This is a genomic window from Virgibacillus sp. Bac332 (assembly GCF_003667785.1).
GTDB classification, from domain to species: Bacteria; Bacillota; Bacilli; order Bacillales; family Amphibacillaceae; genus Virgibacillus; species Virgibacillus salarius.
This window is the reverse complement of record NZ_CP033046.1, coordinates 2,401,426-2,423,622: the sequence shown is the minus strand read 5'-3', so window position 1 is coordinate 2,423,622 and position 22,197 is coordinate 2,401,426. Positions and strand designations below refer to the sequence as shown.

23 protein-coding genes, 1 other RNA gene and 1 riboswitch are annotated in these 22,197 nt (G+C 36.4%); of the genes, 1 reads left to right on the top strand and 23 read right to left on the bottom strand.

Annotated elements, in window-relative coordinates:
* Positions 1-12: 12 nt before the first annotated feature.
* From D9782_RS11490 to D9782_RS11420, 16 genes are all read right to left on the bottom strand, one after another.
* Complete coding sequence (locus D9782_RS11490; protein WP_121604817.1) at positions 13-945, bottom strand: ABC transporter ATP-binding protein; 933 nt, start codon at positions 943-945, stop codon at positions 13-15.
* Between the two features lie 193 nt (positions 946-1,138).
* Positions 1,139-1,780: a response regulator transcription factor gene (locus tag D9782_RS11485; protein ID WP_026679958.1), complete on the bottom strand. Its 642-nt coding sequence runs from the start codon at positions 1,778-1,780 to the stop codon at positions 1,139-1,141.
* 16 nt (positions 1,781-1,796) lie between these two features.
* A complete protein-coding gene (locus D9782_RS11480) occupies positions 1,797-2,960 on the bottom strand; it encodes a sensor histidine kinase (protein ID WP_240455728.1) in 1,164 nt (387 codons plus the stop codon).
* A 287-nt stretch (positions 2,961-3,247) separates the two neighbouring features.
* Positions 3,248-4,051: a cytochrome c oxidase assembly protein gene (locus D9782_RS11475; protein WP_240455857.1), complete on the bottom strand. Its 804-nt coding sequence runs from the start codon at positions 4,049-4,051 to the stop codon at positions 3,248-3,250.
* Between the two features lie 644 nt (positions 4,052-4,695).
* The gene (locus D9782_RS11470) at positions 4,696-5,544 is read right to left on the bottom strand and encodes an SAM hydrolase/SAM-dependent halogenase family protein (protein ID WP_121604815.1); all 849 of its coding nucleotides are present in this window, start codon (positions 5,542-5,544) and stop codon (positions 4,696-4,698) included.
* A 1,158-nt stretch (positions 5,545-6,702) separates the two neighbouring features.
* A complete protein-coding gene (locus tag D9782_RS11465) occupies positions 6,703-7,218 on the bottom strand; it encodes a DNA-deoxyinosine glycosylase (RefSeq protein WP_121604814.1) in 516 nt (171 codons plus the stop codon).
* 201 nt (positions 7,219-7,419) lie between these two features.
* A complete protein-coding gene (locus D9782_RS11460; protein WP_121604813.1) occupies positions 7,420-7,608 on the bottom strand; it encodes a DUF4083 domain-containing protein in 189 nt (62 codons plus the stop codon).
* Between the two features lie 34 nt (positions 7,609-7,642).
* Positions 7,643-8,113 (bottom strand): hypothetical protein, encoded by a 471-nt coding sequence (locus D9782_RS11455; RefSeq protein ID WP_121604812.1) that lies wholly within the window; start codon positions 8,111-8,113, stop codon positions 7,643-7,645.
* Between the two features lie 29 nt (positions 8,114-8,142).
* A complete protein-coding gene (locus D9782_RS11450) occupies positions 8,143-8,526 on the bottom strand; it encodes a hypothetical protein (RefSeq protein ID WP_026679964.1) in 384 nt (127 codons plus the stop codon).
* A 157-nt stretch (positions 8,527-8,683) separates the two neighbouring features.
* Entirely contained in the window at positions 8,684-8,965 is a 282-nt protein-coding gene (locus D9782_RS11445; protein ID WP_162986385.1) for a phosphotransferase, read from the bottom strand.
* A gap of 262 nt (positions 8,966-9,227) precedes the next feature.
* A complete protein-coding gene (locus tag D9782_RS22895) occupies positions 9,228-9,365 on the bottom strand; it encodes a hypothetical protein (protein ID WP_161629260.1) in 138 nt (45 codons plus the stop codon).
* 679 nt (positions 9,366-10,044) lie between these two features.
* Positions 10,045-10,242 (bottom strand): hypothetical protein, encoded by a 198-nt coding sequence (locus D9782_RS11440; protein ID WP_121604810.1) that lies wholly within the window; start codon positions 10,240-10,242, stop codon positions 10,045-10,047.
* Positions 10,243-10,691: 449 nt separating this feature from the next.
* On the bottom strand, positions 10,692-12,113 hold the full coding sequence (locus D9782_RS11435; protein ID WP_121605871.1) for an MDR family MFS transporter: 1,422 nt from the start codon (positions 12,111-12,113) through the stop codon (positions 10,692-10,694).
* Positions 12,114-12,427: 314 nt separating this feature from the next.
* Positions 12,428-13,720, bottom strand: a complete 1,293-nt coding sequence (locus D9782_RS11430) for a nucleobase:cation symporter-2 family protein (protein WP_026682700.1) — start codon at positions 13,718-13,720, stop codon at positions 12,428-12,430.
* Positions 13,717-14,304, bottom strand: a complete 588-nt coding sequence (locus D9782_RS11425; RefSeq protein ID WP_026682699.1) for a xanthine phosphoribosyltransferase — start codon at positions 14,302-14,304, stop codon at positions 13,717-13,719. Before D9782_RS11425 ends, D9782_RS11430 begins: the two co-directional genes overlap by 4 nt.
* Positions 14,305-14,864: 560 nt before the next feature.
* Positions 14,865-14,966: riboswitch (purine riboswitch) on the bottom strand.
* A gap of 78 nt (positions 14,967-15,044) precedes the next feature.
* Complete coding sequence (locus D9782_RS11420; protein WP_026682698.1) at positions 15,045-15,413, bottom strand: VOC family protein; 369 nt, start codon at positions 15,411-15,413, stop codon at positions 15,045-15,047.
* A 166-nt stretch (positions 15,414-15,579) separates the two neighbouring features.
* Here D9782_RS11420 and D9782_RS11415 point away from each other — a divergent pair, with 166 nt between their 5' ends.
* A complete protein-coding gene (locus D9782_RS11415) occupies positions 15,580-16,338 on the top strand; it encodes an arylamine N-acetyltransferase family protein (protein WP_121604809.1) in 759 nt (252 codons plus the stop codon).
* A gap of 59 nt (positions 16,339-16,397) precedes the next feature.
* Here the strand turns inward: D9782_RS11415 and ssrS are convergent.
* From ssrS to rbsB, 7 genes are all read right to left on the bottom strand, one after another.
* A non-coding RNA gene (gene ssrS, locus D9782_RS11410) (6S RNA) lies at positions 16,398-16,581 on the bottom strand.
* A 66-nt stretch (positions 16,582-16,647) separates the two neighbouring features.
* Complete coding sequence (locus tag D9782_RS11405) at positions 16,648-16,905, bottom strand: sporulation protein (RefSeq protein ID WP_371413948.1); 258 nt, start codon at positions 16,903-16,905, stop codon at positions 16,648-16,650.
* A 3-nt stretch (positions 16,906-16,908) separates the two neighbouring features.
* Positions 16,909-17,049 carry a small, acid-soluble spore protein L gene (gene sspL / locus D9782_RS11400; RefSeq protein ID WP_080668749.1) on the bottom strand — a complete coding sequence of 47 codons (141 nt, stop codon included), beginning with the start codon at positions 17,047-17,049 and terminating at the stop codon, positions 16,909-16,911.
* Positions 17,050-17,099: 50 nt separating this feature from the next.
* On the bottom strand, positions 17,100-18,704 hold the full coding sequence (locus D9782_RS11395; RefSeq protein ID WP_205388375.1) for a fatty acyl-CoA synthetase: 1,605 nt from the start codon (positions 18,702-18,704) through the stop codon (positions 17,100-17,102).
* A 698-nt stretch (positions 18,705-19,402) separates the two neighbouring features.
* The gene (locus D9782_RS11390; RefSeq protein WP_121604808.1) at positions 19,403-20,017 is read right to left on the bottom strand and encodes a 3'-5' exonuclease; all 615 of its coding nucleotides are present in this window, start codon (positions 20,015-20,017) and stop codon (positions 19,403-19,405) included.
* Positions 20,018-20,050: 33 nt separating this feature from the next.
* Positions 20,051-20,746, bottom strand: a complete 696-nt coding sequence (locus tag D9782_RS11385; RefSeq protein WP_121604807.1) for a CBS domain-containing protein — start codon at positions 20,744-20,746, stop codon at positions 20,051-20,053.
* 484 nt (positions 20,747-21,230) lie between these two features.
* Positions 21,231-22,175: a ribose ABC transporter substrate-binding protein RbsB gene (gene rbsB / locus D9782_RS11380; protein ID WP_121604806.1), complete on the bottom strand. Its 945-nt coding sequence runs from the start codon at positions 22,173-22,175 to the stop codon at positions 21,231-21,233.
* Positions 22,176-22,197: the final 22 nt, after the last annotated feature.

The window sequence follows — 22,197 nt, the reverse complement described above, 5'->3', positions numbered from 1 at the left end:
ATCCATATCCTCCTAATCTCGTAATGCTCTTCCGGTGAGATGGAGGAATACGTCCTCTAGTGTAGGTGTTTTAATAGCTACCGAACTTAATTCCAAGGATGCGTCCTCTGCCATTTTAATTAGAGTTGAGAAAATATTAACCTCTTTAGCTACCATTATCGTTATTTCTTTCTCTTCTACTTGAATGTTATTTACCAAAGGGTGCTCTTTTATTTCCTTTATAAACGCTTCATTCAGTCGGTCAGCTTTAATAGATATTGTCTTCTCCGCGGATAAAATTCGCTTGATATCATCCTTTGTACCAGAAGCAATTAAGTTTCCTTTATCCATAATATAAATGCGATCACATAAAAACTCTACTTCCTCCATATAGTGACTTGTATAAAGTACGGTAATATTTCGTTCTGCATTCAACCGTTTAACTGTCTCCAAAATGTAATTACGAGATTGGGGATCGATTCCAACGGTTGGTTCATCCATAATAATTAATTCTGGGTCATGTAATAGTGATACACCAATATTTAATCTGCGTTTCATTCCTCCAGAATATTTCTTTACAATATCTTTCCTTCTATCTTTTAGACCAATAAGGTCTAATACTTCATCCATTCTTCTTTTTAATTCCGCTCCTTTTAATCGATAAATTCTTCCAAAGAATTGTAGGTTTTCTTCAGCAGTTAAATCGTTATATAGTGCAATTTCCTGTGGTACAATACCTGTTACCTTTCGAAGTTGAGCTGGCTTCTTTAGTATACTGTTATTATTAAATCGGACATCTCCTGCTGTTGGCTCAACCAATGATGACATCATGGATATAGCTGTCGATTTTCCTGCACCGTTTGGTCCAAGCAGTCCTATAATTTCCCCTTTTTCAATAAACATATTTAAATTTTTGACTGCATATTGCTGTTTAAATCTTTTGGTTAGATCTACTAATTCAAGCACCTGCATCTCCTCCCTTATCCTTAGTTTACGTGAATTGCCACAAATACCATACTATCTGAAGTCATGGATTATCTGGTAATTTATATGACGGAGGTCACCATGAAGTATTAGAAACATACTATCTAACACATTAAAAAACGTGCTATAGGATAAAGAATAGATATCCCTAAGCACGTTTTGATCTCCCTAAAACTTATTCTGTAATATCATGTTTAACTGCAAATATGGCCAGTTGGGTACGATCCCTCAACCCCGTTTTTTGTAAAATTTGCGTAAGGTAATTTTTAATTGTTCCAATAGATAGATGTAGCTCCAAAGCAATTTCTTTATTTGTTTTTCCTTCACCAATTAATCTGGTAATGCATAGTTCCCTTTCAGTTAAAGAAACATCTAATGATGCTTGCTCTTCACGGGAACGTTGGAGTAATTGTGGTACTACTTTTGCTGCTACCTCATCATGAAGTGTCATACCTCCATGCATACAGCTATATACAGAATCAATGAGCTTTGTTGATTCAGACGTTTTCAATAAAAATCCATTTGCGCCTTCCTTAAGAGCCTCCAATGCATAAGTCTCATCATTAAATGTTGTTAATATAAGAATTTTTACATTTGGCCAATTTTGTTTGATGACTCTAGTAGCATCGATCCCATTCATGACAGGCATACGTACATCCATCATAATACAATCGATGAAATGCTTATGTAATATCTCTATTGCCTCTTTTCCATTACTTGCTTCATGTGTCACGCGAATCTGTTCATCCTGCTCAAGGATGACTTTCAGCCCTTGTCGCACCATAACCTGATCTTCAACTAATAGAACACGCCACATTTAATTTTCCCCTTTACTAAACAGGTATCATTCCAGAAACAATGAATTTCTTTTCTGTGCGATATATTTCCATACTCCCCTTAACTTCATCCACCCGTTTTTTCATATTTGTTAATCCAAACCCTTCAGTGAACGGTTCAGAGTCAAATACAGCATTACTAATTTCAAATGAAACAGCTCCAGTAGCTGCTTTTCCTAAGGTAACGTCGACTTCCCGTGACTGGGCATGTCGCATTGCATTTGTTAATGCTTCTTGAATAACACGGTATAGAACAACACTTTTTTGATTGGTTAACGGTATGGATAAGACACCCTGTTTCACTGTGAATTGAACAAGCATATGACTTTCTGCTTCTAATTTGCGAATTAAATGGACAACTGTAGAAATACCCTCATGCTCTTCTGTTTGTAATGCCGATACTGCCTGTCTAGTTTCCTCCAGACTTTTCATTGCCATCTCTTTTAAATCCTGATAATCTGCATCCTGATGTGTTATGGATAACATTTCTAATTTCATAATCAAAGCTGTTAATCGATGACCAACAGAATCATGCATATCTCTTGCAATTTTTGTTCTTTCCTCCAAGCGTGCATTTCGTTGTGCAGAAAGGTTTAAACGTTTCGATTTACGATATTCTCCCAATAATTGATCATACAACTCTCTTTGCTCGTGTCGCATCACCACGTGATGATTTAAAGATAAAATAAGAATGATACATAAAACAGTACTAATGATGATTTCAATGAAAAAATCTCCTAACGAGTACGCATAAAGAATGGACATGCTTCCATTAAATAATAGATAATAATATAAATTTTTTGTAGAGAGACGATAGCTCGCATCAATTGCCAACATTTGTAAATAAAGAATCGGTAGCAAAGATTCCATCATCACCCATCCATGGGATAACCCAATTACTGATAATATAAGATAATGAGTAAGCAGGGCTCGATTTAATGAAAGTAAACAGAATAAAGCAAAACTTATAGCAAACGCAAGAAGACTTACAGCAATGTTGGTACTATCCTGAACTATAAAAAGTACCCAAAAACCGCTGATGAAAGAACCTCTTATCCAAAAGTACATCATTTTTCTACTCCAACCTTTTCCAAAGCTAAGCTCATATTTCAATAATTTTTTCCACCAACTTGCTTCTCTAGGGATTGTCTTTCTTTTCATGTCATACATTTTTTTACTTTTTAAGAATGCTTCTGCGATAAGAAGGATGACATTGTGTAAATGAATGAGTGAAACTTCAATCGATGTGGGTTTTGTTTACCCCTCACGGATTAATAGTATCTAAAGGGTACCTAAAGGCCTTTAAACCAATCGGACATTTACTGGCAGTCGATCATCCACCTTATCCATATTGGTTTTACTTTAATGCTTGAAGTGAGGGTCTTACTGCCAGTTATATGTGGGATAAATTAAAGATAACAAATATCTTTGCTTATTAGAACATATTTTTAATTTTCTTTTACACGAAAATTTTTAATCATTACACCACCAAACACGACAGCATGACCACTAATTAGTATACTTCCACCGATTTTTTGTTCGTTAAGTGGATTAAATGGTAGGAGTTCTGCGAAAAATTCCTTTGGCAATGTATCCCAATCCGGTATACAGTACTCTAAGGCAGCCGTAAGCATACCAATATCTGTATATACGGTATATAAACTTTCTTTGGACAAGAGATAAATCAAAAACAACGGAATAATTAGAATGATATTTGCTAAACAATACCTTTGTTTTGCTTTTGCCATGAGGGCATTTTTTGATAGAAGTGGCAACCATAATAAGATCGCTGCAAAAAATAATGCAAACAAATAAAAATAATTTAAATAATAGTCAACTTTTACATAATCAAAAATAGGGGGATGATGGTATAGATAAAACATCCCATAGAATAAGAACAAACTAATAAAAGGATTAGTCAACCAATACAATCCTTTTTGAACAGGTGCTATGGAAGGAATCTTTTCCAATATTCCTTTCTTAAACCCAACTATTAAGAGTGGAGGAACAACGAGTAAGAGCATAACTAATTGAATCATATGAAAGCTAAACGTAACTCTACCTAAAATATTTACAGGTGTCCCGAGAGCAATGAATAACCCGACTAACCCACTTATAAATAGTATTGTTTTTTTAATCGAATCTTCTTTTCCCTTAGGTAGCAAAAAAAGATAGATATTAATTAAAAACAATACGAGCAGTAAAATACCACCGTTCCATTTTGTCGTAAAATCAAATTGATTTAATATCACTTCCAAGCCATTCACCTTCTTTTTTATAGTCACTTACTAAAAGTATAAAACACTTACAGCATAAGGAACTATGACATATGTCACAAATTAATGAACAGTTCTACCAATCCTTATTTTGACGTAACAAGCTCCTGCACAGTATGCTATTTCAAAAATAAAAACATACTAAGATTAGTGGGTAAGGTCATCGACGAGTGATCTTACCCACTATTTCTTTTTTAAGTTATAGTGAGGAGTGAAAGAAAGCCCGATCAAAGCTCAGGGATTACGAATTCGAATAAAAAACAGGGCTTCTTCTTTCTACAATGATGATAGATATCAAAAACAACTAAACGGCCTTAGCTCTATCGAATTTAGAGCTAAAACCGCTTAAGTCAGTTTTTATTATTTCCACTGTCTACTTGATAGGGGGCACCACTTCAAAAATTAATTATTGTTCGTTTTTTGATTAGAATCATTCATTTAGCACCTGAAATATGCGAGACTCCGACGGGAACAGCACGAGTCCGAAGATCCACTTGGTAAGCTCGTTTTCGATACCTACATCTTAATCATACGTATTGCTAACTGCATAGCTCACTATTCTCATGTTATTTGAATAGGCTGTTTTATTTCACTCCAATCTGCTTCATTCAGTCATAATTTTACGTAGATGATACTTTCGTAATCCAAATTTCCCAATTCTCTCCTGTCCCTATCTGATAGGTTTTAGCAAATGAACCTTGGTTTAGTGCGATGCTTAATTTATCTAAGGAATTCACATACACCAATGGCTCTCCTAACCGACTTTTTGCAAATGACTGGCTAAATGTCATGCTATTTTTATAGACCTGTTGTGAATGATTCGTAATGGTAACATCGAGTACATCATCATATCTAATCCCCGCCTCAGCAAACAGTGTACGATTAATATTCGTCCACAGATTACCAAAACGGATGTCCAAGATGTCAATATGCCCTTTAACAATCTCCTCTTCTATTTTAGCTTCTGGCTTAGGCATACGAATAATCACATCAACATCTACTTTTGGGCCAACCTCCTCAAAATCTATGATTGCAGAAGCAAGCCTTGCTCCTGTGTAAACATAAACATCACGTCCGTGAAATGTATAAGAATGACCAGAACGTGGTAAACGATTTATTTTTTCATCAATAACACGTGCCTCAGCAATACCTAGATGTTCTTTAATATGGGTTAATGTACCATTATTTGGTGTCACAATGTATTTATTATCCATCGTCTTAACAACGACACTTAATCTATCTGTTCCAACACCAGGGTCTACAACAGATATAAATATGGTTGCTTCTGGCCAATATGTAATGGTTTGGTATAAGCGATAAGAAGCCTCCCAAATATTGTATGGTGGAATATCATGGGTTAGATCGAATATTCGTAACTCAGGATCAACGGAAATAGCAACCCCATACATTGCACTTACAGCTCCGTCACCAATACCAAAATCTGTTTGTAATACTAAATGCTTACACATCTGAATCCCTCCATATTTAATTAAAGCAGAAACGCAGCGACTGGAGCAATCAACGAAGATAAAAGAATCACGGTGAGCTTGCGAGTCGATACTGATTTAGCTTAGGGCGATTCATGAAATCACCTCGCTTTTGGGCGCTCGAGCTGCACACACACATCCACATGGGCTAATTTTATAAATTCCTAGACTATAAAAAAACACGCCTCTATCAATTACTTGATAAGGACGTTTCATTACGTGGTATCACCTTATTTTAGCTGTACGCTCACACATACAGCTTCATAAAGTATAATATAAACTCATACTCTAGCGTTGTAACGAGTACCATACCTCGTTGATACCTACTAATTTACAATATAAAATACTTCAGCACACACACAGCTTCTTGGCCATTGTTCAAAATGGAATTTACTATTGATTTAAAGATTTAACATTTAGTATACGAAGCTGTAAAAAATATTTCAAGAAAATTATTAGAATTATCACAGAAAATAAGGCAAATTACTCATTTTCTCCATTTAAATATACAAGCTTTCGTTTGATATGAAACCCTTTACTCCTACTTGTTACACAGGGCTTCACCCCTATTCATGCCCCAAAAATCAATAGGAAGTTTATACGTAATAGACAGAACTCTGTGAATTTTATACCATTTCCTAATAATTTCCACAATTTTTACACGGATTGTAGTATAATGGTGGGGACAGGACTTGCAGGGTGTAGAATGGAAGCTAAGCAAACTGCTTCTCTTTACTTGGCGACTGGTAATCCCCTAAGGGAAAGGGGCTGAAATTTGTGATTCCAATTGACAAGACGCTTGAGTTGATGTTTTCGTTCGCAACGCTTGTATTGTTGATTGTTAATAGCCGAGAAAACAAGTAATCACCCTGCCGACGGAGTTAACAAGGATTTGCTGTCCTTTGTAACGAAGTCGCCGCCCCTTGCGGATAACTGTCTGAGTCGCAAGTTGCCGCTTGCGACTCATTTGCGGTACCGTTCCCAGTTAAACAACCAATTTAATCCTATTACAAAACGATGAAAAATATTCATGATTCACACAAAGTACTTTTAAATATCTATTTACTTTTATTATACCCTATTTTTACATAGATAATCGACAAAAAACATGGATATTTGACTATCTACATCATAAATACGTTAATCATTAATATATGAAAGAATCACTCGCCATGCTTCTACTTTTCCTTCAAACGTTTTCGTATAGCGTCCTGGTATAGGGCTAGTGGATGGAAGTTTCAAAACAGTGACATGGGGTATGGTTTCTATTGAGAAATGCTTATGAAGTATGTCATAAGCCTTCCCACCGTTACAGGCTATTAGTTTAATGGAAGGGTGTTTAGCTATAAATCCAATAATGTCATTAGGAACCTCCTCCTTAATTGCTGCATCTAAGCTTCCTTTACGATAACATGTCGCAATTGTATCCCAAAGCGCAATACCATGCTGTTTACAAAAGATAATTTTATCCTCATATCTCTCCAAAAACGGTTCATTGAATAGTGTGAAAAGGATCTTCCAGAAGTGGTTACGAGGATTACCATAATATTGCTGCTTCTCTAACGATATACCTCCGGGCATCGATCCTAATATAAGTACATTCGGCCGCTTCGGTACGATTGGTTGAAATGATGTTAGCTGATTCTTTAGGTCCAATGACTACACTCCTTATTGTTTACTTTCTAGTATGCACATACAATACTTATCTAGATAAACGAAAAAACTAGTAGAAGACCTCATTATCATCCACTAGCTTTCTGATATATCATATATAGATATGGATGTACCATTACGAAAAAGTTTATGAAAACGGTTGATCGTTATCCAGCTACGCTTACATGAGAGCATTCTTCCTTACTACTTATCGACCTTGTCGCACATTAATTTATCAATTTTTTCTTCAATACGCGCTAATCGCTTTTGTTTTGTAACGTACATTTTAATACCTTTCACTAGAAGAAAAGCAATACTCAAAATTAGAACGAACATGAACAACTGTAGTAGCGCATCCCCCACATAAAATCCTCCGAGCATTAACATAGTCAATGAATTTCTCCTTCCTCATTTATTAAATGGAACTTCAAGTCCATTCACTGCTTGAACGATATAATTCAATTACTTCCTTTACTTTTTTCTTTTTCCGATCGTCCCACCATTCTAGTACTACATAAATATTGTTGATTTCTTCTAATGATATAGGTTTACCTTCATGATTAACAAGAGAATCACCTTTGGTTGAGCCAGTTCGCTCTTCTGAAATGTCAACCTTGCCATTTTTAACAGAGGCCTGAATAATATTATCTTTTTCATTAATAACCGCATGGACCTCTATATAAAATGTATCTGTTACATACTTCTCTTGCCCTTTCATATCTAAAGTTCCATTTCCTGCTCGAAATGTCTGATCTGTTAATTCAATCTCGTAGTTTTTTAATCTCCAATTCTCGCTTTCTCCCATTAAGGATAAATAAAAATTTGAATTTGATTTGCTTACATCACAGCCTATTAGAAATAATAATAATAGTATGACTGCTAAAGATAAAATTCGCATAGATGCACCTCTAATCTTATTTCAACTTCTTAACTTGACTTTTCTCTATTAAGAAAACCCTTATCCTGTATTTTTTTGACAATCGTTCGGTAGTATTTTACTAACTGTTTACCGAAGCTATCCTTCATATATAGAATGAACCAGAATAGTAAATATAAATGACCCATAATTAGTAGGATTGCTGTTATTTTTCCATTTGCCATTTGCGAGAAAATATAGGCTATTGGATTCACTTCCACAGGTCTTTCAACCGAATAAATAAAACTAATGAAAGGAATAGCGATAGTTAAAATAATGGTCGTATATGCAAAGGGTATCCATCTATCTCGAATATTACTAATAATTGCAGTTACTAAATTGAAAATAATAAAACTAAAATAAATAACCAAAAACCATGTCGGTAATGCTTCCAAATTACCTTCACTCCTTTATATAATAAATAACTTGTCTATTGACTACTACTAGATTCTTCCTTTATTCGATCTGATTGAACCTGTAACAAAAACAATTTTAAAGCATTCTTATTTAACCAATTTGTCCCCCACACATCACCATTAGCAAGCATTGTGCCTAACAGCCATATTCTGCGTATAGTGTAAATAGCGGAACACTCTGAAGATCATCTTTAGTCAATTCTCTTTGTGAGAGGTATCCTTGTAGGAAGCTATCCCAGCATTCTTGTTCTTGACGCTTATCGTTATGTAATAAATTCCACCAAGAAACTGCGACATCATAAGATCTGTAGCCAATTGCAGTAAAATCAAAGTCAAATACTTCTAATTCTCCATTATTCAAATGATGATTATGAAAAGCTCCATGACAAAGACCTATTTCCAAATTTTTCTCAGCCAATTCCTCTTTTATTTCATTTACAACTTTACATAATAATGCCGCCGATTCACCACCAAGAAAATGCCTTATTACGGGGAGAATTCGAGTTATCGGTTTATTTAGTAAATCCTCTTAATAATGTATCGTCTTTATTTAACATCGGTTTGGATAATTTAAATCGGCTACTATATAATGTTGCAAGACATCTAGTTCAAACTGAATGGCGGGCTTATCCCTCCACTGATGACGATAAACGCGATATACATATGTCCCTTCATCTCCCTTAACGATGTAGGAGGTCATTCAAACCGCTCGTTAACAAAACACAGTAATGTAAATCTTTAATCGGATAGTTTCTCAAGATTACTTCCTCTATTGATGCTTCATCGATTAGCGTATGTTTGATGTGAAGTTTTGCCATGTATGTACCCCCTATCTGTTGTAAAAGGGCGCTCATTCATAATTCCATTAGTTATCTATTTCTCCTTTTTCAACCTATACCCGAGCGTAACGTAATTGAAGCGATCTGTATACATCTAAGATTAACATTTTTTACTGCTTATTTTCATAATTGTACCAAAATTATTGTTGTTTTGTTATGATGATAGAAATCTGAATGCCAGGAAAAATGATGAATCTATCGCTTTTAATATCCTAGCCTCTTTACCGTTATTCTTAATCGATCTATGGAACTTCAAGTCGCCAGTTTGGTATAGAGTTATTCGCCTCTGTTTTTATTCCTTTGCTACTTATTATAGTTGGCTTTAAGCTTAATGTCATGCCCGTTATCCATTAACTTAAAGAGCAATTATAGTCTGGATGCTATGAAGTAGCGTCATTTCTGATCGTCAAAAACGCCATTATAGGACTAAGTTTTCTGATCAAAGAGACTGGTACAAAACACAACTTCTTTACTCAAAATACGAATAATCATATTATTAATAGGAGTATCATCGCCGCATCGTGAAACTATACGCGCTTTCCGCGGGCACAGCCAAGGGTTTTCAAAAACATTTAGAAAAACTGAGCAAAATTCGCTCAGTCCTTATCACTAAATGTTCAGATTTACGCTTCCTCTAGTAGCTATTATGGAATAATAGCTACTGCTTGACCTCCACTCCGGCTGCCCACTTCCCTTTCCGTGGGGTTTGTCCTTCAGCTAACTTTTTTAGCAAAACCCGCTCAAAAAAGTGGATCTTCAGGTCAAACATTTCCCACAGGAGTTGAAGTAGCCGGCCTTCGCTATTATCAGGCTCTACAACGCTAGCATGAAGTAACACAGCTGCTTTTATACTCACGGATAACGATTTTCACTTTACCCATTGTAAAAAAGTCAACCTATTACTTATGACAAGAATTGTTGCACCTTCTCATAGCGGAGACTAATTACGTAGACTCCTGCGGGATTAGCGCGAGCCGAAAATCCACTTTGCAACGTGTTCTTCTTTGCAAAGTTAGTTGAGGCCGTGCCCGCGGAAAGCGAAGCAATTAGTCGGAGCATTGCCAATATACATCAAACATTTCAAAATAACTACTTGGCTTAACGCAGTCATTGCACTGATTTTATACTTTCTTAACTTTTAAAAAAAATGAAGCTGCGCCAAAAGGGCAGCTTCATATCTAAAAAATCATACTTCTCATGAACAATGACTATCAAAGCCTTTCTTCTATCTAACCCCTCAGAAAGTCAATAAAGTGAAACGTGGGGTTATTACTGCCAGTTATTCATCACTAATATGAGACAGATTCACCTTTCGGATTCCCTTTCTGTGGTTAATTTCGCTCTATCCTCTGCAGGTGTTGTCCCTTTAATAAAGAATGCTAGAACCAGGCCAAACAAGGATAAACCGGTAGCTACATAAAAGGAAATGTTTACCCCATGAATTTGTTCTAATGCGGAAGCACTTTCTCCACTATTCAATGCGGTAGCTGTCATTATTGTAATTAACAATGCGGTGCCGATGGAAGCAGCTACTTGACGCATTGTATTTGTCATTGCAGAACCATGTGGGATTAAACGATGTGATAGTTGATTTAATCCCGCTGTAGTAGAAGGCATCATGATCATCGATATTCCAAACATTCGAATGGCAAAAACAATTGTTAAATAAGGTAACGAAGTATCTGGTGTCAGTCTCGTATATAAAAAGGATGTTATGGTTAGAAGTAATAATCCGATAATAACCAAATATCTTGCACCGAACCGATCAAAGATCCTCCCATTAATTGGTGACATAATTCCCATAAGAAGGGCACCAGGTAAGATCATCAGCCCTGATTCAAAAGCTGAGTACCCAGCCATGTTTTGCATATAGATAGGGAGAATCGTTTCAGCTGCAATTAAACCAATAAAACCAATCATGCCAATAATCATCGTGATTGTAAATAGCTTATTTTTAAACACGCGAAACTCTAATATTGGCTGTGCCAAGGTAAACTGCCGAGTAATAAAAATAACTAATGAAATTGTTCCTACCAGCAATGACAAAATAACTACACTATCTGACCAGCCAGTGTTTCCTGCACTACTGAATCCATAAAGAATACCTCCGAATCCTAACGTTGAAACTATAATAGATAGGATATCAACCTTAGGAAAGGTCCGTTTCGTTATATTTTTCATTACAAAATAAGCGACAATTACATCAATGACAGCTAATGGCAATACAATATAAAATAGAGATCGCCACGGAAATTGCTCCACTAGCCAGCCTGAGACAACCGGCCCTAATGCAGGAGCGAAACCAATAACTAATCCTACAGTACCCATTGCAGTTCCTCTCTTCTCGATAGGGAAGATAAGTAGAAAAATTGTCATCATTAATGGCATCATAATACCTGCTCCTGCTGCCTGAACAACTCTTCCTGTCATAAGTATGAAAAAATTTGGTGAGATTGCACATATGAATGTGCCGATTGCAAAGGTGCTCATTGCTGTAATAAATAAACGCCTCGTTGTAAATGTTTCGATTAGAAAAGCGGTAATGGGTATCATAATTCCATTAACTAACATAAAAATCGTTGTAACCCATTGTGCCGTATTTTCTGTTAATTCTAAGTCCTCCATTATATGAGGGATTGCCGTCGCTAACAGTGTTTGGTTTAAAATTGCTAAAAAAGCACCTGTGATAAGCACAATAACGATCGGCAATTTATTTATTTCTTCCATATTTTCTATGTTTTTCTGCTTCAATCCGTATTCCCCCTTTTCCTATTAAAATTGCAGGATTAGTTGAGCATCATCCTTGTTGACGGCCGAATTCCACATGAAAAAGTACCTTCCATTCTAACAGATTTCTCGTTTTTTACAATAAAGGAGAACTGGTGAGCTACCATTACTACGGTAAAACAAGTATCTTACACCAATTTTCACGCGAGATATGGACTACACTCTATAATAAAAAATGACCAATGAAACCCCTTGCCGGACTTTCATCGGTCATTTTCGTACACCTTTTTTAGTATGGCGTAGTTTTGAAGATGTTACGCTTCTTGTTCTTTTAAAATAACTGCTTTGCTTTCTTTTCGATGAGGGATCATGTTAAATAGAATATTTAACAAAATAGCTGTTACACTTCCAGCTACAATACCATTACTTGTTAGGATTTGAATACTATCTGGTAGTTTAGCAAATAATTCAGGAACAACTGTTACCCCTAATCCCATACCCACGGAGCAAGCAATAATCATTGCATTTTCCGATGACTCGGTAATTACTGAACCTAGCATTTTAATCCCTTGAGATATTACCATACCAAACATAGCAATCATTGCTCCACCTAATACTGCCGATGGAATGATTGTCGTTAATGCAGCAATTTTTGGGATGAAACCAAGAATAATTAACATGGTTCCAGTAATCATAATGACGTTTTTCTTCTTAACACCTGTTATTTGCATTAGCCCTACATTTTGTGAAAAAGCAGTATATGGGAAAGCATTAAATATACCCCCTAATAGAATAGCTAATCCTTCCGCTCGATATCCTTTTGCAAGATCTTTCCCTTTTAATTTACGTTCAGTCATATCCCCTAACGCAAAATAAACTCCTGTTGATTCTACCAATGAGACAATAGCGACAAGTATCATCGTAAGAATGGCTGACCATTCAAAAGTCGGAATACCAAAATAAAATGGATGAGGCATATGAAAATAGGATGCTTCTGCAACAGATTGTAAATCAACCTTCCCTAAAAAAGAAGCAACGATGGTTCCCGCGATTAATCCTAATAAAATAGCGATAGATTGAATGAATCCTTTTGTGAATCGATATAGAAGAATAATAAACAATAATGTACCAAAAGATAAGGAAATATTCACTAAGGAGCCAAAATCACTTGCTCCTTCTCCACCTCCCATATTATTTATAGCTACAGGAATAAGTGTTATCCCTATAATCGTCACAACAGAACCGGTAACCACTGGCGGGAAGAAACGTACTAAGCCACCAAAAACTCCGCTAATTAAAATCACGACTAATCCAGACACTAAGATAGCACCATAAATAGCAGAAACACCAAACTGCCCACCGATTGCAATCATAGGTCCTACGGCAGTAAACGTACAGCCTAGCACGACAGGAAGACCAATTCCAAAAAAGCGATTATTGAGTACCTGTAGTATTGTTGCAATACCACACATTAAAATATCAATTGCAACAAGATAGGTTAACTGCTCAGAAGTTAGTCCAAGTGCGTCGCCAACAATAAGCGGAACTAAAATAGCCCCTGCATACATAGCTAACAGGTGTTGAAAGCCTAGAGCTGCATTCTTCATATGCACGTTTCCTCCTTCTTAAATGTCACGTTGCCATCAGATAATTTAGCGATATTTGCGAGAGTCTCAACGTGATATCCTTGTTGGCGAATTTTTTTGCCGCCTTCTTGGAAACCTTTTTCTATAACTATTCCTATTCCAGCAATTCGAGCCTTTGCCTGCTTTAAAATATCAATCATACCAAATACCGCTTGTCCATTTGCCAAGAAATCATCCATGATTAAAACCGTATCTTCACTTGAAATAAAATCCTGAGAGATCGAAATCTCATTTGATTCTTTTTTCGTAAAGGAATATACTTCTGCCGAATACAAATGATCCGTTAACGTTAATGATTTTCTTTTTCGAGCAAATACAACTGGCACACCTAGTGTTAATCCAGTCATTACAGCTGGTGCAATCCCAGAGGATTCCAATGTTAAAATTTTGGTGATATCGAAACCTTTGAAGCGCTGAGCAAATTCTTTGCCAATTTCCTGCATAAGCACGGGGTCTATTTGATGATTTAAGAAAGAATCAACCTTTAATACAGTGTCTGATAAGACTTTCCCTTCTGATAAGATTTTTTGCTTTAAAACGTCCATGTATATCTTCCTTTCTAGCAAATGGTGTAAGATTCAAATAAAAGGTACTTTTTGTACAAATTATTGTTGGTTAGTCCGTAGCCAGAATACGCAAACGATGCCCATCATAAACTTCACACTGAACAAGATTATATGACACATAGGAAATATGTGTGTATATTCAAGGAATCTACGTGTATCATAGCTTAGCGCATATGTCTTATTCTTACTTCGTTAAACACAACAAACCTATAGAAACCAGCCAAAGAACAAAAGCGCAAACGCCCGAATAGAAACGTAGCAACTGGAGCGATTTAACAGAGATAAAGGAATCACGGTGTGCTTGCGAGCCGATGATGACTTAGATTAAGGCAATTCGTGAAGTCACCTAGTTTCTGGGCACTGGAGCTGGTCGGGACGCAGCTCCACACGCACCTATTTATCCATAGGGTCAAATTTTATAATTTCCTAGACTACAAAAAAGTCCGAGACCCATTTCCGTGTTGACCATGAACGGAACTGGTTCTCGAACTATAAAATGTCGAAAAAACGATAAGACAATGTTTAAAGAACAAAGTCTAATCATTCCAGTAGTTTTTCATAGTCGGTTTATTTACGGTAAACCGGTAGAAACTTGCAGGCCTTATTCCTGCTATTATATGAAAATAGGAATATTTGAATGTATTTAGTATAGCATGTGACTATGAATAAACAACCCCTAATCTAATATAACTAAGATTCCAATAATTTTGATAGGGTAATCATTTCCATTCTAGAAATTCAATTCTGTTACCAAATGGATCAGACAAATAAAAACGATTTGCCCCAGGTAATCGACTATCATGAATCACAGGTATGCCATTTGTTGAAAGGTGGTTGCTCAACGCCTCTAAATTCGTTAAAGAAATGGCGGGATGTGCTTTACGAGCTGGTGAAAATGCTTCGTCTATTCCAATATGCAGCTGCACATCACCTGCTTGGAACCAAACTCCTCCGTTTCCCTGAAGTGTATCTGGTTTTTCTAGAATACGAAACCCTAGAATGCCGTGATAAAATGCAATTGCTTCTTGTTCACAATTACGAGGTGCGGCCAATTGCACATGATCTATTTTTACGTATTGAAAAGTCATAGTATCCCTCCCAATTTCTAGCATACATCATGGGTGAATTAAAAGATAATACGGATGACAAATCGACTTGTATCGTATTTTTTTATCTAGGTAAGTCACTAGCATTTCATAATTGCTGTATAACATATATGATGGATGAGTAACCACTGAGCGAAGGAGTTTTAGCATGAATCATTTTATTAACGGATTTTTTAAACGGATTAAGTACAATGGTAGTACTCATATAAGCTTCAACGACATACCCACTCTTATGTTTCAATTTGCTAAACATATTCCATTTGAGAATTTAGATGTCATAAATAATGAGAGAAGCCAAGTCAGTAAACATACGTTGCAGCAGAAATTATTAGATAATCCCCGAGGCGGGCTATGCTATGAGTTAAATCCATTATTTTACTATGTTCTCCGAGAAGTGGGGTATAACGTAAAAATGATAGCTGCATCCGTTATCGTTCCAAAAAACGGACTACAAGGTACACATATCTCTACTATTTTAACGTATGATGAGAGAACCTACATTGTTGATGTAGGGTTTGGATCACATTTAGCGTTACAACCTATTCCGTTAACAGGGGAAACGATCTCCTCGAGAACTGGTAACTATCGGATCGTCGAACAGCATGATGATAAAGCCATCTACGCATTAGAAAAAATAACCAATGGAAAAATCGAAGCCAGCTATACCTTCACGCTTGATGCAGTTGATGAAGAATATCTTACGAAAGTGAAAGAAATCATAACGAAGGATGAACGATCACCGTTTAACCGTTCCATATTAGTAACGAAATTAACAGAAGAAGGACATATTACATTAACGAAAGATACAATTACAGAAATCAGACAGGGAATAAAGAACAAGCAAGAAATAAACCCAACTGTTTTTCAACAGCTTCTAGCGAATCGATTCGGCATACATGAAATGTGATGACATACCAAAAGACCAGTTTCATTCTACTGAAACTGGTCTAGTTTAATTATAAAATATAACAGGCCACATTTGCCGTATTTGTCATAAAAAGTTTTAAACCACCACTTCGCTAAGTGGGTGTTTGCAGAAACTGTCCTGCCTTCCGTTCTTTGACGGCACGGCATTTAAATTTCGATATAAAACTCCCTATTCCTACATTAGAGGTTAAAACTTAATTTAATACGTACAATGTAGCTTGTAATAACATTTTATATGTTATCTCGCTATTTTTCAATGGGAAATTATCCCTATTTTATATCAGATTTTTCAAAATAATTGCTCATACACTTCTGTCAATTCTTTTACTCTTCTGTCGTATTGAACCGATTTAGCATAAGCAATTTCATTTTCCAATACATCATTTAAATAAGTCATTTCCTCTTCACTTATTCTCTTAACAAAATCCAACTCATTTGCATAGTTGCCTCGTTCGAGCTTTCGAACGATTTGCCGACAAGTATCATTATTTATATAGTTAGATAACGATTCTCTTAAATAATCTAACGTATGATCGATCTTTCTCACCTCTTAGATTTTTGTATTCTTCTTTTTTGCTCGCTGTTCCAATTGAGATTTTGGACGTTGTTCTTGAGCATCCTCTGATAAACCTTGTGGATTTACACTACTTTGTACCTGCCGTTTACTATACTGATCTTTATCTTTAGCCAATTACAACACCTCCATTCATAGTGTTACATTTTTTTTCAAATTGTATGCTTCTATTCGTTACTATTTTCGCTCCATCCTTGATATTGTTCTCGTAAAGATCGCTTCAACACCTTTCCACTAGGATTCTTGGGTAGGTTCTCTGTAAATGCAATATATTTTGGAATTTTAAATGTAGATAGACGATCTTTACAATATGCTTCCACTATTTCCCTTGTTAAAACGCTATCTTTTTTTGGTACAATTATGGCGGACACAGCTTCAATCCAATACGGATCTGGTAAGCTTATAACAGCGACCTCTGATACACCATCCAATTGATATATCAATTCCTCTACTTCACGACTTGATACGTTTACGCCCCCAGTATTAATCATATCCTTCTTCCGGTCAATAATCGTTACATATCCTTCCTCATCCATGACACCTAGGTCACCGCTATGGAACCAGCCATTACGAAATGCTTCTTTTGTTTTATTAGGATCGTGCAAATATCCGACCATTGCATGCGGCGTCCGATGAACAATTTCGCCAATTTCTCCTCGAGCCACTTCTTGATCGTTCTCATCAACTATTTTCGTTTGTACATTTAATGACGGTAATCCTGCTGAACCAAGCTTACGTAGTTGGTCTTCTGGTTGCAAGACTGTTGCTAAGGGAGCTACCTCTGTCTGACCGTATAAATTCCAAAGTCTCGCATGAGGTAAGCGTTCGGATAATTCTCTTAGAATCTCTTTTGGCATAATAGCAGCTCCATAATAGCATTTCTGTAATGTGGATAAATCACGCTTATTAAAATCAGGATGTCTTAGTAGTGCTATCCAAACAGTTGGTGGGCAAAAAAGCTGCGTTGCCCCTGATTCCTCAACTGTTTTTAAAATTTTTTCAGGGCTAGCTTTATCAAGTACCACGCCGCTACAGCCTGCATAAATACTTGGACCTAAAAACACATGAAGCTGTGCACTATGATAGAGTGGCAGTGCATGAATAAAAACGTCATCTGCTTCCACTTTCCCATCAACGATACAGCTTACATATTCACTGACAATGCTTTTATGTGTAAGCATAACACCCTTTGGTCGTGATTCTGTTCCACTTGTATAAAGCACATGGCAGAGATCCTCATCATAAACTTCATTTTCAACTCTAGATATAGGCTGTCCTATCCTTATTTCATTAAATGCTTTCCATCCTTCTCTCATCACATGAACAGCACCCAATTGGTACTTAATTTGAATATGCAATTGCTCTGAAGCCTGATCGAGTAAATCTACATATTCATCTGAAGCAATCAAACCTATAGATCCTGCATGTTCTAGAATATACGAAACATCTTCTTTACCTAGCATATAATTAATTGGAATGAAAACAGCACCGACTCGCGCAAGAGCAAAGTTTACTACAATAAAGTCTAAGCTGTTTTTTGACATTAATGTAATCATGTCGCCTTTCTTCATACCATCAGCGATAAAAGCATGAGCTGTTTGATTAACTATATTATCTAATTCCTGATAAGTTACTTCCTTACCTTTGTAAGTGATCGCTATTTTAGCTGGGAATCGATCTGTGGTTCGCGCAAGTATATCCCCCAGCGTATTTCTTCTCGCCTGCTGTATAATTTTCCCTAGTCCATCATGCACATTTGTTTGTGTTCTCATTATCCCACTCCTCAAATGGTAAAATGATGAATGTTCCACTAGCTGAATATTCTTTTTTTTATTTTAATTCAGATAATTACTAAAAGCAAGCTAACATATATGCGAACTACCAGTCCAATTTACCCTTTTATACGGACTAGTAGTTCGTTATGAAAAACACTACTTCCAGTTATACGTGGGATAACAAAAGCGCCAGCGGCCGATTAGAAACGTAGCGATTGGAGTGAGTCAACGGAGATTAAGGAATCACGGTGAGCTTAAGAGCCGATGATGAGATTAGGGCGATTCATGAAGTAGCCTCGTTTCTGGGAGCTGGGGCTGGACACGGCTCATCACGTCCTTATTTATCCACATAGGCTAATTTTATAATTTCCTTTAATTTCCGAGACAATAAAAAAGAGGCTGGACAAAATACAACTTCTTTACTCAAAATACGAATAGTCATGTTATCAATAGGAGTAGCATAGCCGTACCGTGAAACTATAAGCGCTTTCCGCGGGCAAGGCCTCAGTTAACTTGGTAAAGAAAGTCACGTTACCAAGTGGATTTCCGGACGCGTGCTGTTCCCGCCGGAGTCTCGCTTATTTCAGGTGCTAAATGAATGATTCTAATCAAAAAACGAGCGATAATTAATTTCAACTAATCATCGTTCGTTTGTTTCTTCATTCTTTTGTCTCAGCCTCATAAGAACAAAGTCTTTATTTTATGAAGATCTGCTTACGTTGTCGAGATCTTTTCATTTTAGGTGCATGATAGCCACGTTCATAGATTTTTCCTGTTTGTAGGTGACATCGTTCTAAAAACTGCTCCATTGAGTTTGTCTTACTTACCTTTATCGCCTCTAAAAACACGCGTGCTGCAACCCTCGCATCTTCTAATGCATTATGGTGGTTAAACATTATTTTATGATATTCTGCTAATGTATTTAGTTTATAATTGTATAAACCGGGCCACATACTTTTAGAAATAGCTACCGTACAAAGATAATTTATTTCAGGGTAAGTAAGTTGAAAATGGTCTAGCGTATGCCTGATCACGCTCATATCAAAACTAGCATTATGTGCAATCACGACACTTTTTGATAAATATTGATGAATCGTTGACCATATTTCAGGAAATGTCGGAGCATCGATTACATCATCTTCCCTAATCCCATGTACTTGTATATTCATAGAACGAAAATTCATCATGGGATTAATAAGGCTATAATATTCGTCCGTAATATTTTCTCCATCCGAAACGACAATCCCAACCGCACAAGGACTAGATCGCTTTTCGTTCGCTGTCTCGAAATCAATAGATACGAAGTCCATTTCTGCATCACGCTTTCTAATTAAATTCTGACATTAGGAAATTTCTAATATATCCCATGTTGTAATAATACCTAGTAGGTGGCTCGATGGCTTGCCATTTCTCGTAATTAGCAATGCCTCCAGTCGCTCTCCTTTACTTGTATGCTCTTTAAAGATTTCAATTGCTTCGTAAATTGTCGTTCCCTGATGAATAAATCGAGTGTTATCTTGATTTTCAAATGGAAGGACTTCTTCCAGCGCACAACTTCCATTAAGCTTGTCCTGATTTTTCCTTCCGGCTAGCCAGTTAGTAATGCCCTTTTGAGTGAGCAGACCTTTAAATTCCTCTCCCTGATATACCGGGAATTTTGACAATTGTTTCTCATGAATAATGGTTAACAGCTTATTTAATGGGTCCGTTAATTGATAACAATAAACACTTCTAGAAAATAGAGGAATTACACGTTTTGGTTCACTTAGTTCTTTCTCTATTTCTTCAATTCGTTCAACAATTGTATCGTGTGGCTCGGCTATTGCATGCGTCATGTCGATTTTATTATGAACAATTGCATTTCTTAATTCAGCAAACTCTAATAAATCATCACTGTACGTCCGTACTAAAGCATTCGAATTTCTTAATATTTTTACAGCTTTTGAAAAGCCGACGTCTTTTTTATGTATTAATAAAGCTCGTAGCAACTTCTCAATTCGGTTAAATGCTGTCAAAAATCGTTCTGAGTTTTTATACATGACTATTACTCCTACCTCACTTTATCTCTCCTGTACAAATATGCTTAGCTAAATCATCTTGCATAGTCATTATTTTCCTCTTTTCATTATTCTAAACCATATTTGCTTATAGAGAAAGTTTAAGGATAGCCAAGCATCTCATTCAAAATAACGATCATAGTAAGTAAGATACTTCGGATCATGGAAAGGGATATGATTATAATATTCACACAGCATACTTGCTATAAAAACCCCATAGGAGCTACGGGTTCCAAAAAGACAATTCTTAAAAATGGCTGTATAAAAAATAGAAAAGGTGAGCGTAGCTTTCGTAAATTTTGACAACTACCGAAGTATGATACTTACCATTCCATGGCTATAGGCTCACTAGTACCCACCGGCATAGTCATGGGTTTTTAAACCATTATAATAGGAACTGCCCCTTTAACAAGCTGGGGTACAGTTCCCTGTAATGAAATTCTTGTAGATAGGATAAATTACATTTTTATTTGGTTATTAATTGTAGCTCGACAGGGATAAAAGCCTCCACTTCTTCTCCATTTATTATTTTTTCCACGGCCTCAATTGCATGCTCACCAATTAGTTCTGGCTGTTGGGCGATCGTTGCAGCCATTGTTCCTTCTTCTACAGCTGCTACCGCATCATCCGTCGCATCAAAGCCAACAACAATAACATCTTTTAATAAGTTCTGTGCTGCTAATGCCTCTACTGCCCCTAATGCCATTTCATCATTATGGGCAAATACAGCTTCAAAATCGCCTACACTTTGAATGATATTCTCCATAACAGCTAACCCTTTTGTCCGATCAAAATCAGCAGACTGACTAGCAGCTATTTCAACTTTATCTAATTGATCAATCCTATTATGAAAACCTTCTCCACGTTCACGAGTTGCTGAAGCACCTGCGATTCCTTCCAATTCAACAACATTTCCCGCTTCTCCTAATTGCTCTGCAATAAACTCTCCTGCCATTTCTCCCCCTTTCACATTATCAGAAGCAATATGTGTTTTAACCTCTCCACCTTCAGCGCTTCGATCAACCGTAATAACTGGAACTTCTTTATCGTTTGCTAATTCAATAGCTGAAACTATAGCACTCGAATCAACTGGATTCACTAACAATACATCAATATCCTGCTGTAATAAATCCTCAATATCACTCAGTTGAGTGGATGGATCATTTTGAGCATCAACCGTGACCAATTTATAACCTGCTTCCTTTGCCCCTGCTTTCGCACCGTCACGTAAAGTTACAAAAAATGGATTGTTTAATGTAGAGACAGAGAACCCAACTTTTACACCTTCCTCACCCTGTTTATCCGTATTCTCCTCTGTTTCATTCGCTGAACCAGGTGCTTCTGTTGAACAAGCTGCTAATAAAAGTAGTATTAGTGTAATAACTCCTATTCTTTTAAAATAAGTAATCATAGTTTTTTCCCCTACCTTTTCT